Raw genomic sequence first — 15,792 nt, forward strand, 5'->3', positions numbered from 1 at the left:
GCCCCCGTGCCCGAGCTCCCCGAAGTAGAGGTGGTCCGGCGCGGTCTCGCCCGCTGGGCGGCCGGCCGCACCGTGGCCGAGGCGCAGGTGCTCCACCCGCGCGCCGTCCGCCGCCAGCCCGGCGGGGCCGACGAGTTCGCCGCCCGGCTGGCCGGGGCCACCCTGGGCGCGCCGCAGCGCCGGGGCAAGTACCTCTGGGTGCCGCTCGGCGGGGACCAGGCACTGATCGGGCACCTCGGGATGAGCGGCCAACTGCTGGTCCAGGACCCGGTGGTGCCCGACGAGACCCACCTGCGGGTGCGGCTGCGGTTCACCGACGGCGGGCGCGAGCTGCGCTTCGTCGACCAGCGGACCTTCGGCGGTCTGGCGGTCGAGGAGTCCGAGCCGGGGGATCCGGAGTCCACGCCGCTCTCCATCGCGCACATCGCCCGGGACCCGCTGGACGAGCGCTTCGACGACGGGCTGTTCGTCACCGCGCTGCGCACCAAGCGGACCACGGTGAAGCGGGCGCTGCTCGACCAGACGCTGATCAGCGGGGTCGGCAACATCTACGCGGACGAGTCGCTGTGGCGCGCCAAGCTGCACTACGAGCGGGCCACCGCCACCCTGACCCGGCCCCAGGCGCACGCGCTGCTGGACCACGCCCGGGACGTGATGGGGGCCGCGCTGGCGGTGGGCGGCACGAGCTTCGACAGCCTGTACGTCAACGTGAACGGCGAGAGCGGGTACTTCTCGCGGGAGTTGGACGCGTACGGGCGCGAGGGGGAGCCGTGCCGGCGGTGCGGGACGGCGATGCGGCGGGAGCCGTGGATGAACCGGTCGAGCTACTTCTGCCCGAAGTGCCAGCGCGCTCCGCGCTGAGGGCACGGAGCGCGCTGAACGGTCAGGCCCGCTTGGTCAGTTCGGGTTCGGCGGCCGCGTCCTCGCCCAGGTCCTGTTCGCCCTGGCCGTAGTAGGCGACGCCGACGGCGCTGACGACGGCCAGCAGGAAGCCGAAGGCGGCGAGCCAGCCGAGGCCGGCGCGGGAGGAGTCCCCGAGCCAGATGACGCCGACGGCGCCGGGGATGACGGTCTCGCCGACCACCAGGGCGGCGGTGGCGCCGTTGACCGAGCCGATCTGCAGGGCCACGGTGTGCAGGTACATCCCGCCGATGCCGCCGACCAGGATGGCGTACAGGGCCGGGTCGGAGACCAGCTTCACCAGGTCGAAGGGCTCGACGCCGTTCAGGATGCGCACGCCGACGCCGAGCGCGCCGAAGCCGAGGCCGGAGAGCAGGCCCGCCACGATCGCGCCGCCGGCGCCCATCAGGCGGACGACCACCGCACCGATCACGATCAGGGCGATGGTGACGCCGAGCAGCCACCAGTGGACGGCCATCTCCGCGTGGTGCCCGCCCTCGGGGCCGGCCGCGACGGCGAGCAGGATCAGCGCGGCGCAGAGCACGGCGATCGATGCCCACTCGGGGCGCTTCAGGCGGATGCCGAGCAGCTTGATGGAGAGCACCGCGGTGATCACCAGATTGGCGCTGATGATGGTCTGCGAGAGGAAGAGCGGGAGCAGCCGGGCGGCCAGTGCGCCGAGGCCGAAGCCGATCAGGTCGAGCACCGTGCCGAGGATGAACTCCCAGGTGACGGCGGCCTTGGCGGTGGAGGAGAGGTTGGGGCCGCCGTGCTCGGTGACCCCGGCGGAGCGGCCCTTGGCGGCGGCCTCCTCGCGGGCGGAGCGGCGTGAGCCGACCGCCTGGAGTACCGAGCCGGTGCCGTAGCAGGCGGATGCCGCGACGGCGGTGACGAGGCCCAGGATCACCGGGTGCTCCGATCGTGGATGGTGCGGACGTGCTTGATCAGTCCTAACTATGCCCCGCCCGCCGGGTGGCGGGGTCCACCGGTAGGAGGAGTGCGGTCCGGCCCGACCGGCGGGGGAGACCGGGTGCCCCGGGGTGGGCGGAATGTCCGGCCTCCGGGGGTAGGTTCGGAGCATGAGGACCTTCGCGCTCCACCGCCCGGGCCGCTCCCCGGCCGTCGCCGTGCTCGCCGCGCTGCTGGCCGCTCTCCTGCTGCTCCTCGCGGGCCCCGCCGTGGCCGCCGGGAGCATCGAGGAGGCGGGGAAGGCGCTGAAGCAGGGTCAGGTGTACGTCGACCCGGCGATGGCCGGGCGGTACTCGGCCGGGCAGGCCGCCGCGCTGGCCGCGCGGATCAAGGCCGCCGACAAGCCGGTGTTCGTCGCGGTGGTCCCGGCGGACGACCGGTTCCCGGCCAGGACGACGGCGAGCGACCTGCGGACCAGGGTCGGGGTGACGGGCGTCTACGCGATCTGGCGGGGCGAGGAGTTCAAGGCCTTCTCCGACGGGGCGGCGCTGCCGCCGGCCGCCGCCACCTCGATGTCGGGGGCGGCCTTCCGGGCCCACCCGGGCGACATCGCCGGCACCCTGGACGACTTCGTCGGGCAGGCGCTCCCCCAGACGAAGGGCAAGGGCGTGGCCTCCTCCTCCGGCGGGGTCGGGGCGGCGGCGATCGTGGTGCCGGTGGCGCTGCTGGCGCTGGGCGGCGGCGGGGTGTTCCTGCTGCTGCGCCGGTCGAAGCGGAAGAAGGCGGAGAAGGCCCGGGCCGAGCTGGCCCAGCTGCGGGTGGTGGTGGACGAGGACATCACGGCCTTCGGCGAGGAGCTGGACCGGCTGGACTTCGCCCCGGGCGCCCCGGACGCGGACGACGCCCAGCGGGCGGACTACGCGCACGCGCTGGACTGCTACGACCGGGCCAAGCGGGAGATGGACCGGGCCGGGCACCCGGAGCAGGTCCGCCCGGTGACCGAGGCGCTGGCCGACGGCCGGTTCGCGCTGGCCACCCTGACGGCCCGTCGGGAGAAGCAGCCGCTGCCGGACCGCCGTCCGCCGTGCTTCTTCGACCCCCGGCACGGCCCCTCGGTGAAGGACGCCGACTGGGCGCCGGCGGGTGCGGCCCGCCGCTCGGTGCCGGTCTGCGCGGCCGACGCGGCCCGGCTGACGGCGGGTCAGGAGCCGGCGGTGCGGACGGTGGAGACCGAGCACGGCCGCGAGCCGTACTGGAACGCCGGGCCGGCCTACAGCCCGTGGGCGGGCGGGTACTTCGGCGGCGGGATGCTGCCGGCCCTGCTGGTCGGGACGGCGCTCGGCTCGATGATGGCGACCCCGTCCACCGCCTGGGCGGACAGCGGGGCGGCCGGGTCGGGCTGGGAGGGCGGCGACTCCTCCGGAGCCGACTTCAACCCCTCCGACTTCGGCGGGTTCGACGGCGGTGGCGGCGGGGACTTCGGTGGGGGAGGGGACTTCGGGGGCTTCTGAGTCGGGTGGTGTGAAACCCCTTGCCCGCAGGGCCGCGTCTGGCTATCAGTACGATGATCAGCTAGGCAGAGAGCAAGGGGCACCACCATGGGGGATCAGGGCTTCCGGGTAGAACCGGGCGCACTCAGGCAGTACGCGGCACTCGTCGAGGCGCAGGCGGAACGGATCGCGGAGATCCAGTCCCGCCTCGCCTCGGTGTCGCTGAACTCGAACGACTTCGGCAAGCTGCCGGACGCACAGAACCTGTACGAGGCCTACCAGGAGCACGCCGAGGCCGAGCACCAGAACCTCGCCGACCTCGGCGAGATCCTGGCCGACACGGCCGGCGGTCTCCAGGACACGGCGGACAACTACGAGAGCCACGACACCGCCATCGCCTCGGCCTACGGGGACGGGAGCAGCCGGTGATCCCCGGAACGGACGTCTCCTTCGCCGAGGCCGGTGCCGCGTACAAGTGGACCCGGGACTTCGTCAGCACCCCCTTCGAGGCGCTGCCCAGCTTCACCAACCCGGTCTCCGAGGGCCTGGACGCCGGGCTGGACGAGTTCGTCAAGGGAGCCCTCGACTTCCTCGGGCTGATGGACATGCTGGAGGAGGTCACCGGCGAGCTGGAGACCCTCACCAACGCCGCCCAGGAGTGGCAGGCCCAGGCGAAGGCGATGCAGGAGGTCGCCAACGAGCTGCGCTCGGGCGGATCGGCCCTCTCCGGCCAGTGGGAGGGCGCGGCCTCCGCCGCCTTCGGCGGCCACATGGGCAAGGTGGTCGAGGCCGTCGAGGCCACCGCCGCCGACATGAACGAGACCGCCAAGATCATCAGCCAGGCCGCCGAGGCCTGCGAGCTGGCCGAGAACCTGGTGATCGGGCTGATCCGGGAGGCGATCGAGGTCCTGATCGCCACCATGGCGGCGATGATCCTGGTCGACATCATCACCCTGGGCGCCGCCACGGTGGTCAACGCGCTGGTGGTCGAGGCGGAGGTGTCGGTCTACGTCCTGCGGATCGCCTCGGTCTCCCGCAAGCTGGCCACCACACTGGGCAAGCTGATGGACGCCGTCCGGAAGATCCAGACCGCCGGGAAGTCCTTCAAGAACATCCGCGAGGGCCTCAAGGCGGCCAAGGCGGTCCGGAAGATCGGCGGCGCCGGCAACCGCTTCGGCACCGCCAGGGACCTGATCACCAACCCGAACATCGGTACCCTCGGGGAGTTCGCCACCGCCCAGGCGGTGAAGGCCGGCTTCGGCGCGGTGAAGGGCGGCATCGCCACCGGCGTCGGGCTCGGCATCGGCGCGGGCGACTTCGGCGGAGTCCTCACCGACACCGCCAAGGACGACGCCGCGATCGACGCGGCCACCGGCGCGCTGGACGGCGGCGAGCACGCGAAGCCCTACCGGGTGCCGCAGACCCGGGTCGAGGAGGCCTTCGGATGAGTCAGTACGTCGAGCCGCGCCCGCTGGGCGGCGAGTCCTTCCGCCCGCTGTTCGCGCCGCACCTCCAGCCGGGCGAGCAGATCCACGCGGTGGCCGAGCTCACCCTCAGCGACCTGATCCGCCGCGTCCCGCGCAAGTACCGGCCGGGCGCGGCGACGCGGGGAGTGGGGGCCGTCCTCGGCGCGCTGTTCGAGCCGGTGGCGGTGGTCGCGGAGCTGCTGCTGGAGGGGATCTTCGGGATCTCCCGGGTGATCCGCCGGATCACCCGCGGCGCGGGCCTGCAGGGTGGCTGGGGCAGCCAGGCCGGCCAGTTCGTGATCGCGGTGCGGCACGGCTACGAGGGCGCCGCGTCGATGGACAACAACCGCGCGGTGGTGGCCTTCACCGACCGCCGGATGCTGCTCGCCGACCACCTGGTCGGGCTCGGCCTCAAGCCGCTCGGCGAGCTGCCCTACGGCCGGGTCCGCCGGGTCGAGGACCGCACCGGCGCCGTCGCCGACCGGGTCGACCTGCACTTCGCGGACGGCTCGCTGGCCGCGCTCTCGCAGTCCTCGGACGAGGCCCGCGCCCTGGTGGCGCTGATCCGCTGACGTTCCGGTCGCTGTGCATGGCCTAGGGTCGTGGCCATGCACAGCGACGAGTCCGTCCGCTGCACCGCCTGGGTGCGCGGCAAGGTCCAGGAGGTCGGCTTCCGCTGGTGGACCAGGGCCCGGGCGCTGGAGATCGGCGGCCTCACCGGCTACACCAGCAACCTCGGCGACGGCCGGGTCCAGGTGGTCGCCCAGGGCGCGCGGCACGACTGCGAGCGCCTCCTGCACGCGCTGCGCGGCCCCGGCACGCCGGGCCGGGTGAGCGGGGTCACCGAGATATGGGGAGGCACCGCCGGGTGCTACGAGGGCTTCGAACTCCGGTGACCGCGGGCGCCGCCCGGCGGGCGGCAGGGGCGCCGGGGTGTGCACGGACGAGACCGGCGTGACACTGAGGTGACACCGTGGTGCGAATGCCGGTGTCGGGCGGTTGCCTTCTGGGCAGACTCGTGGTTGACTCCGCAGCGAGCAGTGATCCATCTGACACCACGATGGGTCGCCCGCCCGGCCGCACCGCGTGTCCACTCCCGCGTGCAGGTGACAGGGTGGCGGTAGCGTGCGGTGATCGTGTTGACCCGTACCGTCTTTGGTGAGACGCTGAAAGCCCGCGCACCAATATGCGTTCTCCCGGCAGGGTCATGTCGTCGTGAGTCCAGCTCACACGGCTCTCCCGTAGTGCCCAGCCAGCACTACCGGCCCGCGGACGGGTGCGTGACACCCCTTCCCCCAAGACCTGTACCGAAACGGTTCGGTCACTCAGCGTGGAGGACCATTCATCATGGCAAAGGCGCTTCTCGGGTACGTCGGCGGCCCCGACCCGCGAATGCTCACCGAGGTGCGACGGCTTCAGCAGCGCGTCCAGGACCTGGAGTCCGAGCTCAACCGGATGCAGGCCGAGAACGACGCACTCACCGCTGTCGTTGACGAGCACTCGCTGCTCAGCAGCATCGAGCTGGACCAGCGGGAGCCCGCGCTCACCTGATCCTGACCCGATCGCCAGAGTTCGACGCTGCTGCGCACGAGATCCCCGATGGGGTCGCAGCTAGAAGAGGGACGCCGAAGACGGCGTCCCTTCGTCGTTCCCGTCACCTTTTGCCGATCACATTGCCCAGCTCCGGCGTGGTCAAACCACCGCCTGTCCGGCCCCCGTGAGGGTGGCCGGATACAGTCGGCCATCCGGGAGGTGAACACCGGACGGCCGCCGAGGTGAGGAGAACGGGCGCGTGCACCTGAAGAGTCTGACGCTGCGCGGGTTCAAGTCCTTCGCCTCCGCCACCACCCTCCGCTTCGAACCCGGCATCACCTGCGTGGTCGGCCCCAACGGCTCCGGCAAGTCCAACGTCGTGGACGCCCTCAGCTGGGTCATGGGGGAGCAGGGCGCCAAGTCGCTGCGCGGCGGAAAGATGGAGGACGTCATCTTCGCCGGCACCAGCGGCCGCCAGCCGCTCGGCCGCGCCGAGGTCAGCCTCACCATCGACAACACCGACGGCGCGCTGCCCATCGACTACTCCGAAGTCACCATCACCCGCACGATGTTCCGCAACGGCGGCAGCGAGTACGCCCTCAACGGCGAGACCTGCCGGCTGCTCGACATCCAGGAGCTGCTCTCCGACTCCGGCATCGGCCGCGAGATGCACGTCATCGTCGGGCAGGGCCAGCTGGACTCCGTACTGCACGCCGACCCGATGGGCCGCCGGGCCTTCATCGAGGAGGCCGCCGGGGTGCTCAAGCACCGCAAGCGCAAGGAGAAGGCGCTGCGCAAGCTCGACGCGATGGCCGCCAACCTCAACCGGGTACAGGACCTGGTCGCCGAACTGCGCCGCCAGCTCGGGCCGCTCGGGCGGCAGGCGAAGATCGCCCGGCGGGCGGCCGGGATCCAGGCCGAACTGCGCGACGCCCGGCTGCGCCTGCTCGCCGACGACCTGCTGACGCTCCGTCGGGCGGTGGAGGCCGAGATCGCCGACGAGCTGGCGCTGCGGCTGCGCCGCTCCACCGTGGAGCAGGAGCTGGACCGGGCCCAGCAGCGGGAGGCCGTGCTGGAGGCCCAGGTGCAGCAGCTCGGGCCCCGGCTGGAGGAGGCCCGGCAGACCTGGTACCGGCTCTCCGCGCTCGGCGAGCGGACCAGGGGCACCATCGGCCTGGCCGAGGCCCGGGTGCGGCACGCGCTCACCGCCGGACAGGGCGAGGAGCGGCGCGGGCGCGATCCGGAGGAGCTGGAGCGGGAGGCCGCCCGGGTCCGCGAGGAGGAGGCCGCGCTCGCCGAGGCGCTGGAGGAGGCGCGGTACGCGCTGGCCGAGACGGTCGAGCGCAGGGCCGAGCTGGAGCGTGAACTCGCCGCCGAGGACGTCCGGTTGAAGAGCGCCGCGCGGGCCATCGCGGACCGCAGGGAGGGCCTGGCCCGGCTCCAGGGGCAGGCGGCCGCCGCCCGTTCCAAGGCGGCCGGGGCCGAGGCCGAACTGGCCCGCCAGGCCGAGGCCAGGGACGGCGCGGTCGAGCGGGCCGAGGCCGCGCAGCAGGAGTACGCCGCCCTGGAGGCCGAGGTCGGCGGCGCGGACGGCGGGGACGAGGAGGCCGAGGCCGCGCACCGGGAGGCGAAGGAGCGGGCCGTCGCGGCGGCGGCCGCCGTCGGTGCCGCCCGGGAGGAGCTGGCCGCCGTCGAGAAGGAGCGGGCCGGGCTGACGGCGCGTCACGAGGCGCTCTCGCTGGGCCTGCGGCGCAAGGACGGCAGCGGTGCGCTGCTGGTGGACGGGGCGTTGGCCGGGGTGCTCGGGCCGGCCGCCTCGCTGCTGACCGTCGAGCCCGGGTACGAGACGGCCGTCGCCGCCGCGCTCGGGGCGGCGGCCGAGGCGGTCGCGGTCGACGGGGTGGAGACGGCGGCGGCCGCGCTGCGGCTGCTGCGGGAGCGGGACGCGGGGCGGGCGGCGCTGCTGGTCGGCGGGGCGCCCGCGGTGCGGGAGCCGGCGGCCGACGGGCTCCGGTGGGCGGCCGGGCTGGTGGACGGGCCGGCCGAGCTGCGGCCGGCGGTGGCCCGGCTGCTGGAGCGGACGGTGGTGGTGGACGGCCTGGACGAGGCCGTCCGGCTGGTGGTGCGGGAGCCGGGACTGACCGCGGTGACCCGGGACGGCGACCTGCTCGGCGCGGGCCTCGCGCAGGGCGGGGCGGCCGGCGCGCCGAGCCTGCTGGAGACCCGGGCCGCGGTGGACGAGGCGGCCGCGCGGATCGCCGAACTCGACGTGCGCTGTGAGGAGTCGGCCCGGGCACTCGCCGAGGTCACCGAACTGCGTCGCGAACTCACGGCGGAGATCGAGGAGTTGACGGCCCGTCGACGGGCGGCCGAGAAGGAGCGGGCCGCCGTCGCCGGGGCGCTCGGTCGGCTCGGCGGGCAGGCCAGGGCGGCCGCCGGGGAGGCTGAGCGGCTGGCCGCCTCCGCCACCCGGGCCGAGGAGGGCCTGGCGCAGGCGCTGGCCGCCGCCGAAGAGCTGGCCGAACGGCTCGCGGTGGCCGAGGAGTTGGCGGAAGCGGGAGAGGACGAGCCGGATCCGGCGCGCCGCGACGAGCTGGCGGCCGGCGCGGCCGAGGCCCGGCAGGGCGAGCTGGAGGCCCGGCTCTCGGTGCGCACCCACGAGGAGCGGGTGCGCGGCCTGAACGGCCGGGCCGACCAGCTGGACCGCTCGGCCCGGGCCGAGCGCGAGGCCCGCGCCCGGGCCGCCGAACGGCGCGAGCGGGCCCGCCACGAGGCCGGCGTGGCCGGCGCGGTGGCCGCCGGAGCCCGGCAGCTGCTGGCCCGGCTGGAGCTCACGCTGGCCCGGGCCGAGGCGGAGCGCGCCGAGGCCGAGCAGCAGCGCGCCGAACGGGAGGCCGAGCTGCGTGCCGGGCGGGAGCTGGGGCGCGAACTCAAGGGCGAGCTGGACAAGTTGGTGGACGCCGGGCACCGGGACGAGGTGCTGCGGGCCGAGAAGCGGCTGCGGATCGAGCAGTTGGAGGCCAAGGCACTGGAGGAGTTCGGCATCGAGGGCGGCGAGCTGCTCGCCTCCTACGGGCCGGAGCAGCCCGTCCCGCCCGCGCTGCCGGAGGAGGGCCAGGAGCCCGGCGAGCCCCGCCCGTACGTCCGGGCCGAGCAGGAGAAGCGGCTGCGGGCCGCCGAGCGGGCGTACCAGCAGTTGGGGAAGGTGAACCCGCTGGCGCTGGAGGAGTTCGCGGCGCTGGAGGAGCGCCACCAGTTCCTCGGCGAGCAGCTGGACGACCTCAAGCGCAGCCGCAAGGACCTGATGGACATCGTCCGGGACGTGGACGCCCGGGTGGAGCAGCTGTTCACCTCGGCCTACCACGACACCGCGGCGCAGTTCGAGGGCGTGTTCTCCCGCCTCTTCCCGGGCGGGGAGGGGCGTTTGGTGCTGACCGACCCGGAGAACATGCTCACCACCGGCGTCGAGGTGGAGGCCCGGCCGCCGGGGAAGAAGGTGAAGCGGCTCTCACTGCTGTCGGGCGGGGAGCGCTCGCTCACGGCGGTGGCCCTGCTGGTCTCCATCTTCAAGGCCCGGCCCAGCCCGTTCTACGTGATGGACGAGGTGGAGGCGGCGCTGGACGAGACCAACCTGCGCCGGCTGATCGCCATCATGGAGGAGCTGCGGGAGAGCTCCCAGCTGATCGTGATCACCCATCAGAAGCTCACCATGGAGTCGGCCGACGCGCTGTACGGCGTCACCATGAAGGGCGACGGGATCTCCCAGGTGATCAGCCAACGGCTGCGCGAGGAGCACCGCGAGCGGAGGACGCGCGCGGTGCCCCGGCAGGAGCCGTCGGTCAGCGGGTGAGCAGCTCGCTCCGTTCGCCGCTCTCCGGCTCGGTCTCCACGGCGGTGGTGCGGGCCTGCGGGAGCAGGGCGTAGACCGCCGCGCCGACCAGGATGGTGACCACCCAGGCCAGGCCGTTGGTGCCGATCCAGCTGCTCGACCAGGGGCCGGCGAACCAGACGTCGTCCGCGCTGAGGGCCGCCCGGGTGAACATCAGGCCGGTGCCGATCGCCAGCAGCCAGGCGGTGAGCGCCTGCCAGCAGAAGCCGCCCCTGAACCAGTAGGCGGAGCGCTCGGAGGTGTCGAGCAGGGCGGCGGCGTCGTAGCGGGTCCGGCCCTGGCGGTGACGGCGCACCATGTCGACGCCGTAGACGCCGATCCAGGCCGAGAAGGAGACGGCCAGGATGGTCAGGAAGGTGATGAAGGAGCCGTAGAAGCTCTTCGCCACCAGCATCAGCAGCAGACCGCCGACCAGGCTGATCACCGCGTTGATGGAGACCGCCCAGGCGCGCGGCAGCCGCACGCCCATGGTCTGGGCGGTGAAGCCGGCCGAGTACATCGAGAGGCTGTTGATCAGCACCATGCCGATCAGCGCGATCAGCAGGTACGGCACGGCCAGCCAGGTCGGCAGCAGCTCGCCGATGAAGGCCACCGGGTCAGAGGCGGAGGCCAGGTCCGGGGTGCCGACCGCCATCACCGCGCCCATCAGCACCATCGGGACCACCACGATCCCGGCGCCGCCGACCGCGGTGCCCACGATGCCCCTGCTGCTCGCCCCGCGCGGCAGGTAGCGGGCGAAGTCGGCGCCGGACGGGGCCCAGCTGAGACCGCCGGCCGCGATGGTGCCGATGCCGGCGACCACCATCGCGGTGGTGCCGGCCGGGCGGGCGAAGACCTCGGACCACTCGACGGTGGCGACCAGGTAGCCGAGCACCAGGACCGAGAAGATCCCGAACAGGTAGGCCGACCAGCGGTTGCACCAGAGCAGCGCGTTCCGGCCGAGGCCGGAGACCAGGAAGGTGGTGCCCACGAAGAGGAGGAGGGTGACGACGACGAGGGGTGTGCTGCTCCGGATCCCGAAGAGCAGGTCGAGGACGGAGAGCAGCGCGTAGGCGCCGGTGACGGCGTTCACCGTCTCCCAGCCGAACCGGGCCACCCAGGTCACCGCGCCCGGCACCAGGTTTCCCCGGACGCCGAAGACCGCCCGGGAGAGCGTCATGGCGGGGGAGCCGCCCCACTTCCCGGAGACGGTCAGCAGGCCGACGATCCCGTACGCGAGGACGGCGGCCGAGACGGCGACCAGCAGGACCTGCCAGAGGTTCAGGCCGTTGAAGACGATCAGGCCGGCGCCCATGGTGAGCAGCAGCACGCTGATGTTGGCGGCGAACCAGGTGTGGAACAGCTCGCGGACGCGGCCCTGGCGCTCGTGGTCGGGCACCGGTTCGATGCCGCGGGTCTCCACGGCCTGGTGGTTCTCGGTCATGGGACACAAAGGTATGTTCTGCCCGGCTCATGGCATAAGAGGCGTATGTCCTCGTTCACCGGGGCGGGGGCGTCGCGGATACTGGGTGACGCCATGGAATATCTGATTCTTGCCGTAGTCATCGCGGTCGTCGCCGTCGGCGCCGTCGCGGGCCTCGTCGTCAGCGGCAGACGACGTAAGCAGCTGCCTCCCCAGGCCGAGGCACCCGTCATCACGCCCCCGCGCGAGCCGCAGGTCGGCGAGGAGTCCGCCGCATCGGCGCCGGAGCCGGTCCGCACGGTCGAGGAGGTGACGCTCCCCGAGGAGATCGAGGCCCCCGACGAGGCCCTGACCGCCCCCGAGCTGGAGGTCCCCGAACCGACCGCGGGCCGCCTGGTCCGCCTGCGCGGCCGGCTCTCCCGCTCGCAGAACTCGCTCGGCAAGGGCCTGCTCACCCTGCTCTCCCGGGACCGCCTCGACGAGGACACCTGGGAGGAGATCGAGGAGACCCTGCTCACCGCCGACGTCGGCGTGAAGCCCACCCAGGAACTGGTCGACAACCTCCGCACCCGGGTCAAGGTGCTCGGCACCCGCAGCCCCGAGCAGCTGCGCGGCCTGCTCCGCGAGGAGCTGGTCGCCCTGATCGGGGCCGACACCGACCGTCAGCTGAAGACCGCCAAGCACGAGGACGGCCGGCCGGCCGTCGTGCTGGTCGTCGGCGTCAACGGCGTCGGCAAGACCACCACCTCCGGCAAGCTCGGCCGGGTGCTGGTCGCGGACGGGCGCAAGGTCGTGCTCGGCGCGGCCGACACCTTCCGGGCCGCCGCCGCGGACCAGCTGCAGACCTGGGGCGAGCGGGTCGGCGCGGCCACCGTCCGCGGGCCCGAGGGCGGGGACCCGGCGTCCGTCGCCTTCGACGCGGTCAAGGAGGGCATCGCGGAGGGCGCGGACACCGTGCTCATCGACACCGCGGGCCGGCTGCACACCAAGACCGGGCTGATGGACGAGCTCGGCAAGGTCAAGCGGGTCGTGGAGAAGCACGGGCCGGTGGACGAGGTCCTGCTGGTGCTGGACGCCACCACCGGGCAGAACGGGCTGGTCCAGGCGCGGGTGTTCGCCGAGGTGGTGGACATCACGGGCATCGTGCTCACCAAGCTGGACGGCACCGCGAAGGGCGGCATCGTCATCTCGGTGCAGCGGGAACTCGGCGTGCCGGTCAAGCTGATCGGGCTCGGCGAGGGCGCGGACGACCTCGCCCCGTTCGAGCCGGGCGCCTTCGTGGACGCGCTGATCGGCGACTGACGCGGGTTCTTCCGCGGCAGTGCTCACACCAGGGGCGCGGGGAACTGCGCGCAGGGGAACGGCAGCACGTGCAACCGGCTGATGGAGCCTCAGTTGCAGGTGAGTGGCCTTCCGCCGCGCGCAGTTCCTCGCGCCCATGGGCGTGTGCCCTGCCGGACGGGGGGCTGGAGGTGCGCGCCCGCGCGGCGGAGCCGCAGAGCGGCAGAGTCTCGCGCCCCCGGTGTGACCACCTGCGCTACGCGGTGACCGGGGTGCGTTCGCGGGTGCGGTGGCAGGCGTAGGCGATGGTGCCGAGGAGGAGGCGGGCTTCCGGGGGGCAGGCGGCGGAGTCGCGGGAGGGGCGGCGGAGCCAGCGGGCCGGGCCGAGGGGGCCGAGGACGGTGGGCGGGGCGGCGACGTAGGAGCCCTCGCCGTGGCAGGCCAGGTCGAGGGTGGTGTCGTCCCAGCCCATCCGGTAGAGCAGGTCGGGGAGGCGCTGGGCGGCACCGGGGGCGACGAAGAAGAGCAGCCGTCCGGTCGGCAGGCCGAGCACGGGGCCGACCTGGGTGCCCATCCGCTCCAGCCGGACCAGGGCCTGGAGACCGGGCTGCGCGGGGACGTCGAGGACGTCGAAGGAGCGGCCGGCGGGCAGCAGCAGTGCGGCGGGGGAGGACGAGCCGTCCCGGAGCGCGTCCAGTCCGGCGGTTCCGGTGCCGGAGGCCGGGTCGACGGCGGGGCCGAGCCCGAGGTGCAGGCCGGGCGCGGCGCAGTGGACGGTGCCGCAGTCGCAGCGGCCGTCGGCCGGGGTGGCGGAGCCGGTGGAGACCGCCACCGCCCAGCCCCAGCGCCCGGTGTACTCAGCGGCGGCCTCGTACGCGGTGCCGCGGGTCCGGCGGCGGGTGCCGAAGCGGAGTTCGCCGAAGAGGGTTTCCATGCCTCCCCCAACAGGTTCGGAATGCCGGTGGTTACGGGGCGCGTCGCCGGACGGACCTCCGGACGGGCCGCCGGGCGTGACGCCGTGACGGTCGGCCGGCCGTGCCGGTGCGTCGATTGTGCGACGTGAAGCGGGTCGTGCGTCGGCGGCGCGCAGCAGGCGGAGTGCTCCGATTCGTGGGTGCCGGGCGAGCAGGCCGCTTGCGCCCCCGCTGCGGATGCCGGATCGTCGGAGCTGCACGGGACTCCCCTTCCTGGTCCGGCGGCTGCCGGGTCGTCAAGATCCCTGGCGGCACGGCGAGTTGGGCGGGCATGGTGCCGGCTACCAGTGAAGCGCCCCGGGCCGTCGCGTAGTTCACTCCTAGGGGTGGCGAATGGTGGCGATTATCCGGGCGCGCTCCCCGGGGCGGGACTTGTCGCGTTACGTTCAGCACACGGAACGCATCGGGCCGCTCACGCTGGGCGGGGGAGTGCGAAGACGATCGGGGGCCCCGAGGGGCCGGGCGGGATGGGGCGCTTACCCATGGCAGAGAAGCAACCGAACGAGAAGCTGACCTCCTGGTTCGGCCGCAGCGGCTGGTCCAAGGGGGAGTTGGCGCGGCAGGTCAACCGCCGGGCCCGGCAGATCGGCGCCCACCACGTCTCCACCGACACCTCCCGGGTGCGCCGCTGGCTGGACGGCGAGCAGCCCCGCGAGCCGATCCCGAAGATCATGTCGCAGCTCTTCTCGGAGCGCTTCGGCTCGGTGGTCTCCATCGAGGACCTCGGCCTGCGCACCGCCGTTCCGGTCTCCACCGTGGACAGCGGGGTCGACCTGCCCTGGAGCGCGCCGCAGACGGTCCAGCTGATCAGCGAGTACTCCCGCAGCGACCTGATGCTCAACCGCCGTGGCTTCCTCGGCACTTCGCTCGCCCTGACGGCCGGCACCGCCCTGATCGAGCCGATGCAGCGCTGGCTCGCCCCCAACCCGGCGGGCGCCCCCACCCCGATCCTGGCCGCCGCCAACGGCGGGGAGCAGTTCACCGGCCGCCTCTCCGAGCCGGAGCTCCAACTGCTGGAGCAGACCACGGTGATGTTCCGTCAGTGGGACGCGCAGAACGGCGGCGGCCTGCGCCGCAAGGCGGTGGTCGGCCAACTCCACGAGGTCACCGACCTGCTCCAGGAGACCTACCCCGAGCAGACCACCAAGCGGCTGTTCCGGCTCACCGCCGAACTCGCCCACCTGGCGGGCTGGATGTCGTACGACGTCGGCATGCACCCCAGCGCGCAGAAGTACTACGTGCTGGCCCTGCACGCGGCCAAGGAGGCGGGGGACCGGCCGTTCGGCGCGCAGATCCTCACCGACATGAGCCGCCAGATGATCCACCTCAACCGGGGCGAGGACGCCCTGGAGCTGATCCACCTCGCGCAGTACGGCAGCCGGGACACCGCCAGCCCGCGCCAGCAGTCGCTGCTGTTCGCCATGGAGGCCCGGGCCTACGCCACCATCGGCGAGGTGAACCGCTGCGCCCGTGCCGTGCGGATGGCCGAGGACACCTTCAGCGACACCCGGTTCGACGACAACTCGCCGGGCTGGCTGAAGTTCTTCACCGAGGCCGAGCTCAACGGCGAGAACTCGCACTCCTACCGCGACCTGGCGTACCACGCCAACCGCAGCCCGCTCTACGCCTCGATGGCCGAGCCGGTGATGCAGCGCGCGGTGGACCTGTTCCGGCAGGACAAGGACCACGTGCGCAGCTACGCCTTCAACCTGATCGGCATGGCCAGCGTGCACCTGCTGCAGAACGAGCCCCGGCAGGCCGTCGCGGTGGCGGAGGAGGCGGTGGCCATCGCCACCAAGGTCCGCTCCGAGCGGCTGAACACCCGCATCCGCAAGACCACCGCCAACGCACTGCAGAACTACGGCGACCTGGACGCCGTCGCCCAGCTCTCCGACCGGGTGGTGGAGAACATCCCGGAGTTCGTCCAGAGCACCTGAGGCCCGGCGGC

The 15,792-nt window shown here is 73.4% G+C and carries 13 protein-coding genes; 10 read left to right on the top strand and 3 right to left on the bottom strand.

Going from position 1 to position 15,792, the window contains the following annotated elements; translation table 11 throughout:
- Positions 1–6: 6 nt before the first annotated feature.
- Positions 7–861, top strand: a complete 855-nt coding sequence (gene mutM / locus ABD946_RS20130) for a bifunctional DNA-formamidopyrimidine glycosylase/DNA-(apurinic or apyrimidinic site) lyase (protein WP_345285509.1) — start codon at positions 7–9, stop codon at positions 859–861.
- A 22-nt stretch (positions 862–883) separates the two neighbouring features.
- Here mutM and ABD946_RS20135 read toward each other — a convergent pair whose 3' ends face one another.
- The gene (locus ABD946_RS20135) at positions 884–1,807 is read right to left on the bottom strand and encodes a DMT family protein (RefSeq protein ID WP_345285511.1); all 924 of its coding nucleotides are present in this window, start codon (positions 1,805–1,807) and stop codon (positions 884–886) included.
- A 172-nt stretch (positions 1,808–1,979) separates the two neighbouring features.
- Here ABD946_RS20135 and ABD946_RS20140 point away from each other — a divergent pair, with 172 nt between their 5' ends.
- The 7 genes from ABD946_RS20140 (at position 1,980) to smc (ending at position 10,148) form a co-directional block, all read left to right on the top strand.
- Positions 1,980–3,320: a hypothetical protein gene (locus ABD946_RS20140; RefSeq protein ID WP_345285513.1), complete on the top strand. Its 1,341-nt coding sequence runs from the start codon at positions 1,980–1,982 to the stop codon at positions 3,318–3,320.
- Positions 3,321–3,407: 87 nt separating this feature from the next.
- On the top strand, positions 3,408–3,728 hold the full coding sequence (locus ABD946_RS20145; protein ID WP_345285515.1) for a WXG100 family type VII secretion target: 321 nt from the start codon (positions 3,408–3,410) through the stop codon (positions 3,726–3,728).
- Complete coding sequence (locus ABD946_RS20150; protein ID WP_345285517.1) at positions 3,725–4,747, top strand: WXG100 family type VII secretion target; 1,023 nt, start codon at positions 3,725–3,727, stop codon at positions 4,745–4,747. The genes ABD946_RS20145 and ABD946_RS20150 overlap by 4 nt, the downstream gene beginning before the upstream one ends.
- Positions 4,744–5,337, top strand: coding sequence for a hypothetical protein (locus ABD946_RS20155; RefSeq protein WP_345285519.1), 594 nt, complete (start codon positions 4,744–4,746; stop codon positions 5,335–5,337). Before ABD946_RS20150 ends, ABD946_RS20155 begins: the two co-directional genes overlap by 4 nt.
- Positions 5,338–5,373: 36 nt before the next feature.
- Complete coding sequence (locus ABD946_RS20160; protein WP_345285521.1) at positions 5,374–5,661, top strand: acylphosphatase; 288 nt, start codon at positions 5,374–5,376, stop codon at positions 5,659–5,661.
- 451 nt (positions 5,662–6,112) lie between these two features.
- On the top strand, positions 6,113–6,316 hold the full coding sequence (locus ABD946_RS20165) for a hypothetical protein (protein ID WP_345285524.1): 204 nt from the start codon (positions 6,113–6,115) through the stop codon (positions 6,314–6,316).
- A 241-nt stretch (positions 6,317–6,557) separates the two neighbouring features.
- Positions 6,558–10,148, top strand: coding sequence for a chromosome segregation protein SMC (gene smc / locus ABD946_RS20170; RefSeq protein ID WP_345285525.1), 3,591 nt, complete (start codon positions 6,558–6,560; stop codon positions 10,146–10,148).
- Here smc and ABD946_RS20175 read toward each other — a convergent pair.
- A complete protein-coding gene (locus ABD946_RS20175; RefSeq protein WP_345285526.1) occupies positions 10,138–11,610 on the bottom strand; it encodes a purine-cytosine permease family protein in 1,473 nt (490 codons plus the stop codon). The two genes, smc and ABD946_RS20175, sit on opposite strands and share 11 nt — an antisense overlap.
- Positions 11,611–11,703: 93 nt before the next feature.
- Here ABD946_RS20175 and ftsY point away from each other — a divergent pair, with 93 nt between their 5' ends.
- Positions 11,704–12,891 carry a signal recognition particle-docking protein FtsY gene (gene ftsY, locus ABD946_RS20180; protein WP_345285528.1) on the top strand — a complete coding sequence of 396 codons (1,188 nt, stop codon included), beginning with the start codon at positions 11,704–11,706 and terminating at the stop codon, positions 12,889–12,891.
- Positions 12,892–13,126: 235 nt separating this feature from the next.
- Here ftsY and ABD946_RS20185 read toward each other — a convergent pair whose 3' ends face one another.
- Positions 13,127–13,804, bottom strand: a complete 678-nt coding sequence (locus ABD946_RS20185; RefSeq protein WP_345285530.1) for a bifunctional DNA primase/polymerase — start codon at positions 13,802–13,804, stop codon at positions 13,127–13,129.
- A 522-nt stretch (positions 13,805–14,326) separates the two neighbouring features.
- On the opposite strand from ABD946_RS20185, the gene nsdA reads away from it, so the two are divergent.
- A complete protein-coding gene (nsdA, locus tag ABD946_RS20190) occupies positions 14,327–15,781 on the top strand; it encodes a transcriptional repressor NsdA (protein ID WP_345285532.1) in 1,455 nt (484 codons plus the stop codon).
- Positions 15,782–15,792: the final 11 nt, after the last annotated feature.

The organism is Kitasatospora albolonga (genome assembly GCF_039535905.1).
Classification (GTDB): Bacteria; Actinomycetota; Actinomycetes; order Streptomycetales; family Streptomycetaceae; genus Kitasatospora; species Kitasatospora albolonga.